The 6,822-nt window shown below is 71.5% G+C and carries 5 protein-coding genes; 4 read left to right on the forward strand and 1 reads right to left on the reverse strand.

Annotation, left to right across the window (positions count from 1 at the left end; genetic code table 11):
* Together SACPADRAFT_RS27820 and SACPADRAFT_RS0214475 are read left to right on the forward strand one after the other, a co-directional pair.
* The coding region (locus SACPADRAFT_RS27820; protein WP_007025851.1) for a transglycosylase domain-containing protein at positions 1-2,492 on the forward strand (2,492 nt) is incomplete at its 5' end.
* A gap of 56 nt (positions 2,493-2,548) precedes the next feature.
* Positions 2,549-4,135 carry a glycosyltransferase family 87 protein gene (locus SACPADRAFT_RS0214475; protein WP_007025852.1) on the forward strand — a complete coding sequence of 529 codons (1,587 nt, stop codon included), beginning with the start codon at positions 2,549-2,551 and terminating at the stop codon, positions 4,133-4,135.
* On the opposite strand, the gene SACPADRAFT_RS0214480 is transcribed toward SACPADRAFT_RS0214475, so the two are convergent.
* Positions 4,096-4,878, reverse strand: a complete 783-nt coding sequence (locus SACPADRAFT_RS0214480) for a deoxyribonuclease IV (RefSeq protein ID WP_028662471.1) — start codon at positions 4,876-4,878, stop codon at positions 4,096-4,098. The two genes, SACPADRAFT_RS0214475 and SACPADRAFT_RS0214480, sit on opposite strands and share 40 nt — an antisense overlap.
* Positions 4,879-5,012: 134 nt before the next feature.
* Between SACPADRAFT_RS0214480 and SACPADRAFT_RS0214485 the strand changes: the two genes are divergently transcribed.
* Both SACPADRAFT_RS0214485 and SACPADRAFT_RS34340 read left to right on the forward strand, forming a co-directional pair.
* On the forward strand, positions 5,013-5,876 hold the full coding sequence (locus SACPADRAFT_RS0214485) for a hypothetical protein (protein WP_007025854.1): 864 nt from the start codon (positions 5,013-5,015) through the stop codon (positions 5,874-5,876).
* 133 nt (positions 5,877-6,009) lie between these two features.
* On the forward strand, positions 6,010-6,822 hold an 813-nt coding region (locus SACPADRAFT_RS34340; RefSeq protein WP_040924387.1), incomplete at its 3' end, for a hypothetical protein.

Consider the following 6,822-nt stretch of genomic DNA (forward strand, 5'->3'; position numbering starts at 1 on the left):
CACGCGCGGCGGCCGCCGGGGGAGCCGCCGGTGCGGGCGCGGCCGCGGGCGGTGCCGCACCGGGTGAGTTCGAACGGCGGGAACCCGAACTGATCACCCACCGTGCCTACGCGGGCACGGGGGTGGACGACCACGGCACCGGTCCCGACGGGCATGCACCGTACGGGGCGGGTCCGGACGAGGACCCCGGCGACGAACAACGGCTGCACGAGTCCGGGCCGGACGGCGACGGTGCTCCGGCGTCGCGGTGGGGTCGGCGGACGTCGAAGGCGAACCTGAGCCCGGCCCAACGGAAGAAGCGCCGGTGGAAGATCATCCGGCGGAGCCTCTACGCGTTCGTCGGGCTCTTCCTCGTGCTGCCCGCCACCGCGTTCGCGATCACCTACTTCCTGGTGGAGGTCCCGAGTCCGGAGGACGTGGCCCAGGACCAGGCCAAGGTGGTGACCTACTTCTACGCCGACGGGCAGACCGAGATGGGCCGGGACATCCCCGCCGACGGCGGTAACCGTGTCCTGCTGGACTACGACCAGATTCCCGAGGTCACCCGGCACGCGGTCTACTCGGCGGAGGACGCCACCTTCGAGACCAACCCCGGCTTCGACGTCAGCGGCATCCTGCGCGCCGTGTACAACCAGCTGACCGGCGGCGTCGGTGGTGGTTCCACGATCAGCCAGCAGTACGTCAAGGTGGCCACCGGCGACGACGCCTACTCCTACACACGGAAGTGGACGGAGATCGTCAAGTCGTTCAAGATGAACAACCAGCTGACCAAGCAGGAGATCATCACCGCCTACCTGAACACCATCTACCTCGGCAGGGGCGCCTACGGCGTCCAGACGGCGGCCCAGGCCTACTTCGACAAGGACGCCCAGGACCTCACCGCGTCCGAGTCGGCGGTGCTGGCCGGTCTGATCCAGCAGCCCGGCCGGTCGGACAACACCGAGGTGCTCCGCGAGCGCTGGACGTTCGTGATGAACCAGATGGTCTCCAACGGCTGGCTGTCCGAGGCCGACCGCCGCTCCGCCGAGTTCCCGGACATCGTGCCGGAGGAGAGGTCCCGGCCGAACACCATCGACGGGCCGGAGAGTTACATCCAACGGCGGGCACAGGCCGAGCTCGCCGAGAAGGGCTACCCGGAGGAGAAGCTCCGGTCGGGTGGGTACCAGGTGCATCTCACCATCGACCCGGAGGCGCAGAAGCAGGCCACGAAGGCCGTCAACGAGGTGATGGAAGGCCAGCCCGAGAAACTCCGGGAGGCGCTCGTGGCCGTCGACCCGGACACGGGCGCGGTGCGCGCCTACTACGGCGGTCCGAACGAACCCGGTGTCGACGAGTACGACTGGGGCTCCGCACAGCGCAACCCCGGGTCCTCGTTCAAGCCGTTCGACCTCGTGGCCCTGTTGCAGCAGGGCAAGGGCCTCGGCGCGATCTACGACGGGAGCTCGCCACGGACGTTCGGGGACGTCGAGGTGCGCAACTCGGGCAACACGCAGTGCGAACGCTGCACCGTCGCCAAGGCGATGGAGATGTCCATCAACACCGTGTTCTACGACATGGTGCTCAACGAGCTCGGACCGCAGGCCGTGGCCGAGGCCGCGCGGGCGGCCGGGATTCCGGAGAAGGGGTCGGGGCCCGATGCACGGGAAACCATGCCCGCCCCGGACGGCAACATCTCCATCGGCGGCGGCAGCAACGTGGTCTCGCCCACCCAGATGGCCTCGGCGTACGCGACGTTCGCCTCGGGCGGCATGCGACACGACACCCATTTCGTGGCCAAGCTGACCACCTCCGACGGCGAGGTCGTCTTCGACGAGACCTCCGACGTGGCCACCGAGGGCGAGCCGGCCTTCTCCGGCGACCCGGAGAAGAGCAAGCAGATCGCGGGCAACGTGACCGAGTCGCTCGAACCGGTGCTGCCCTACTCCGACCTGGAGTGCGCCGACGACCGGGACTGCGCGGGCAAGACCGGGACGCACCAGTACGAGAGTGAGGAGCAGACCGGGGAGAACTCGGAGGCCTGGATGGTGGGCTACAACCCGCAGATCTCCGCCGCGGCGTGGGTCGGCACCGGGGGCCACGAGCCCATCCGCACGGCGGCCGGCGCGCCCATCTACGGCAGTGGCCTTCCGGGCGAGATCTGGAAGACCTTCATGGACTCCTATCTGGAGGGCAAGCCGAGGGCATCCTTCGACGAGGTGGAGTTGATCGGCAAGCCGCCCGCGCCCCCGCCGTCCGCGACGGACGACGCCTCCCCCTCGGAGGAGACCGAGGAGAGCTCGGAGACGTCGGAGACCGAGTCGTCCGAGCCGACCGCGACCGTCCCCACGGAGACCGAGACGACCAACCCGAACGACAACTGGCCGTGGCCCGGCAACGGTGACGACGAGGACAACGGCGGCGGTGACGGGGACGGCGACGAGACCCAGGGCGGCAACGGCTACGGCAACGACGGCAACCAGGCGCAGGAGACGGAGGACACCTCGTGGTGGTGACCCGCCCGGGTTCACCACCACCCGTCCCGGACTGAACGACCCGTAACATTCGCGTCGTGTCCGGCGATAAACACGATCCGCGTTCGGCGACGACGCCCGACACCGCGTCGCTGGACGTCGCCCGGCGAGCGGTCCCGACATGGACGGAACCGCTCGCCGAGGCGGCCAGCCGCCCCCTCGGTGGCCCCCTCGGCACACATGCGGTGACGGGACGGCACTGGTTCTGGACCCCGTTGCGGGTCTGCCTGCTGCTGGCCGTGCTCGCCCTGACCGCGGGGTGGTTCGGCAAGGCCGCCTGCATCCAGCAGTACGACACGGCCGGGGGCCCTGCCCTGGACTGGCGATCCGACCGGCAGTACGTGGCGATGTGCTACTCGGACGTCGTCCCGCTGTACACGGCCGAACGGCTGGACCGGCCGGACACGTTCCCCTACGCCACGAGCTGGGTGGAGGACGCGGGCACGGCGCAGGAGCAGGTGCGCTACATGGAGTACCCGGTGCTGACCGGGTTGTTCCAGTGGGTGAACGCCACGCTCACCCACCAGTGGACGGACGCGGCCGACGCGGGCTGGCTACCGGGGGCGCTGCCCGTGGCCGTCTACTTCAACATCACCGCCTTCTTCCTCGCCGTGGCGTGGCTGGTCACCGTCTGGGCGGTGGCCAGGACGGCCCGCAGGCGGATCTGGGACGCCGCACTGGTCGCCGTGTCCCCGCTCGTGGTGGTGCACGCCTTCACGAACTTCGACACCCTCGCCACGGCGGCGGCCGCGGCGGCCCTGCTCGCGTGGTCCCGCCGCAGACCCGCGTGGGCGGGTGTGCTGCTCGGCATCGGCGCGGCCGCGAAGATGTACCCGCTGCTGTTGCTCGGTCCCCTGCTCGTGCTGTGCCTGCGTGCGGGCCGGCTGCGCGCCTGGACGGTCACGGCCGCGACCACCGCGGGCGCCTGGACCGCCCTGAACCTGCCGTTCCTGCTGTTCCTGCGCGAGGGATGGGGCGAGTTCTTCCGGCTGAACACCGAACGCGACATGGACCCGGACTCGCTCTACAACGTCGTCGCCCACTTCACCGGTTGGGCGGGCTTCGACGGGCCGGTCGGGCCGGGGGAGACACCCGCCTGGCTGAACGCGGTCAGCGGCGCGTTGTTCCTCGCCCTGTGCGTGGGCATCGCCCTCGTCGCCCTGACGGCCTCCCGCAGACCCCGCCTGGCCCAGCTGTGCTTCCTCGTCGTCGCGGCGTTCCTGCTGACGAACAAGGTCTGGTCCCCGCAGTACTCGCTGTGGCTGGTGCCGCTCGCGGTGCTCGCCCTGCCGCGCTGGAGACTGCTGCTCGGCTGGATGGTCGTGGACGCCCTCGTATGGGTGCCCCGCATGTACTACTACCTCGGGGTCGACGACAAGGGGTTGCCCGCGGACTGGTTCCTGGGCACCGTGGTCGTCCGCGACCTCGTGGTGGTCGCGCTGTGCGTGGTGATCCTGCGCGACATCCGCAGGCCCGACCGGGACCCGGTGCGCGCCGACGGCGAGGACGACCCGGCGGGCGGTGTCCTGGAGGGCAGCCGCGACGTCGTGGTCCTGCCCCGTCCGCGTGTCCCACGTCCGCGTGGTCAGAGCCGCTCGCGCAGGAAGGCGATGTCGTCGGCCTGACCCGGCCCGGGTGTCTCCACCAGAACCGGTGCCGCCGCGGCCCGCGCCACCTCGACGAGCACGTCCGGCTCGATCGTCCCGTCGCCGCCGATGACATTGGCGTGCCGGTCGCGCTGGGATCCCTTTCCGTCCCGGGAGTTGTTCAGGTGCACCAGGTCGATCCGGCCGGTGATCGCCCGGACCCGGTCGACGACACCGTCCAGGTCCCACCCCGCGGCGTGGGCGTGGCAGGTGTCCAGGCAGAAGCCGGGGGAGAAGTCGCCGACCTGCGCCCACAGCCGCTCGAGCACGTCGAGGTCGCGGGCCATCGCGCCCTCCCCGCCCGCGGTGTTCTCGATCAGGATCGGCACACCGAAACCGCCGTGCTCCGCCTGTCGTTCGAACAGTTTCCGCCAGTTCGTCAGCCCCTCGGCCGGGTCCTCACCGCTGCGGACGTGGCCGCCGTGGACGATCAGTCCCCGCGCCCCGGTCTCCGCCGCCGCGGCGGCGTGCGCGGTCACCGTCTTCCGGGACGGAATGCGGATCCGGTTGTTCAGCGACGCGACGTTGAGCACGTACGGCGCGTGGATGTACACGGCGACACCCGCGTCGGCGAGCGCGTCCGCCTGCGGATGCGGCCGGGGCGCCGCCCAGCCCTGGGGGTCGGCCAGGAAGAACTGCACGACGTCGGCGCCCCGCTCGCGGGCCGCGGACAACGGGTCCTCGTCGGGAACGTGCGCACCGACCGGTTGAGACCAAGGCATGGAACGAGGGTAACGATGCGTCGCGGGACCGATCGAGTACGGTGACGAGGTCCCGCGAATCCGACACGATCGGCGACACCAACATCAGACGAAATGCGGAACGGGGACCGCATGCGAAAGCGAAGGCGAAGCTGATGGAAAACGGGTCTCGACACGAGCTCACACGAGATTTCCGGCGCCTCGGCACCACGGGGGCGGCGCTGGCCGTCCTGGTGCTGGGCTGGCCCGGAACCGCCGCCGCGGCCACCGGCCCCGTGGTCTCCGGCCCCGTGGTCTCCGGCGACTGCCCCGCCACCGTGTCCGGCGAGGACGGGTCCCCGCTCACGGTCGACGTGGGGGCGTTGCTCAACGCGGACGGGACGCTCGCGCTGGGGCTGGGGACACGCTCGGAGGCGCCCCTCTCGCTCCCCGTCGCGGACGCCGTCTCGGAACTCGATCTCGACGATCTCGGCGTCGCCTCGGACGCGGTGGCGGATCTGTGCGGGACCGGACAGGACACGGTCAACGCGGTGACCGAACCGGTCCAGGAAGCACTCCCGGGTCACCAGCCGGAGAATCCCGAAACGGAGGACCCACCTCCGAGTGAATCTGACGACCATCAGTCGAATTCACCCGAGGGAACTAATCCGCCGACCGGCGACGAGGATTCCGCCGACGGTGCCGGCGACCGGGACGGGGCGGACGACGGAGGGACCGCCCCGGGAACCCCCCAGGGCGCGGGCGCACTCGTCCTGGCGGACGGCTGGGGTGGTGCGACCGAGTGGGACATGCCGGATCCGCCGGACGCGCCCGGGGCCGGCCGGGACGTCGCCGTCCCGCCGCCCGCGGCCGTACCACCGGACGATGCCGGTCAGGGCGACGTGACCGACCGGGCGAGCGCCGCGGACGAGGCCGCCGTACTCGACCGGCTCCCGCTGCTCGTCGCCGTGGCCGCGGTCGCGTTCGTCGGCACCACCCTGGTCCAGACCTGGGTCCGCCGGCGGCGGTCGGAGATGTGACGCGCCCACCCGAAGCCGGTTCCGGACCCCACGCGACGACGGCGCGGGACCCGGATTTCCACCGTGGGCGTCACCGACGCCGCCGAACCGTCGTTACCGTGTCGACAGCTCGCCAATTCGGGAGGGACAGCCCGTGCGACTCAGCCCCACCGCCCTGACGAGGGTGACCCGCAAGGCATTCACCGCGACCACGGTCGCGGTGGTGGCGGGCGGCATGAGCCTTCTCGTCGCGGGGTCGGCCTCGGCCGCCACCGCGAACGCCGACTCGTGTACCGGCACGGTCTCCGGCGGGGTCGGTGACACGGTGACGCTCGACGGTGCCGCGGTGTCGAGCCTCGTCGAACAGGGGGCCCGGGAGGCCAAGACGATCATCATCGTCCACGACGTCACGATCTGGCCGAACCACCTCGCCAACAAGATCGCCGACGAGCGACTGTCCGTCGGCACGGTGCCGCAGGCGCGATCGGGAGCGGTCGGCGGCGACGCCATCGGCACCGCGGTCCGTGCGGCGCTCGACGGTTCGGCGGGACTGGGCGCACTGCCGTCGACCCAGGAGAAGACGCTCGACACCATCGCCTCCGAGGTCGCCGACAACTGCGGGTTGACCCTGACGGCGACCGACTACACCGCCCCCACCTCCTCCGGGCAGGACACCGGGGGAACCGCCGGCCCGCGAAGCGGCAGCGGCGGGTCCGCGGACGGCTCCGGCCCGTCCGGCGGGTCCGCCGATCCCACCGGGACCCCCGGCACGACCGGCGAACCCGGTGCCGACGGCGGCTACCAGGGCACCGGCGACGCCCGGGCGGCACGCCGGGACTACAGCGACATCCCGCGGGCCGAGGCGCCGAGCGCCGGGATCTCGGTACCGCCGGAGCTGCAGTACGCCCCGTCGGACGGGGTTCCGGGCGGGGCGGACACGCCCGAGTTCGGCATCCTCGGCGCGGAC

The sequence above is a fragment of the Saccharomonospora iraqiensis subsp. paurometabolica YIM 90007 genome (genome assembly GCF_000231035.2).
GTDB lineage: Bacteria > Actinomycetota > Actinomycetes > Mycobacteriales > Pseudonocardiaceae > Saccharomonospora > Saccharomonospora paurometabolica.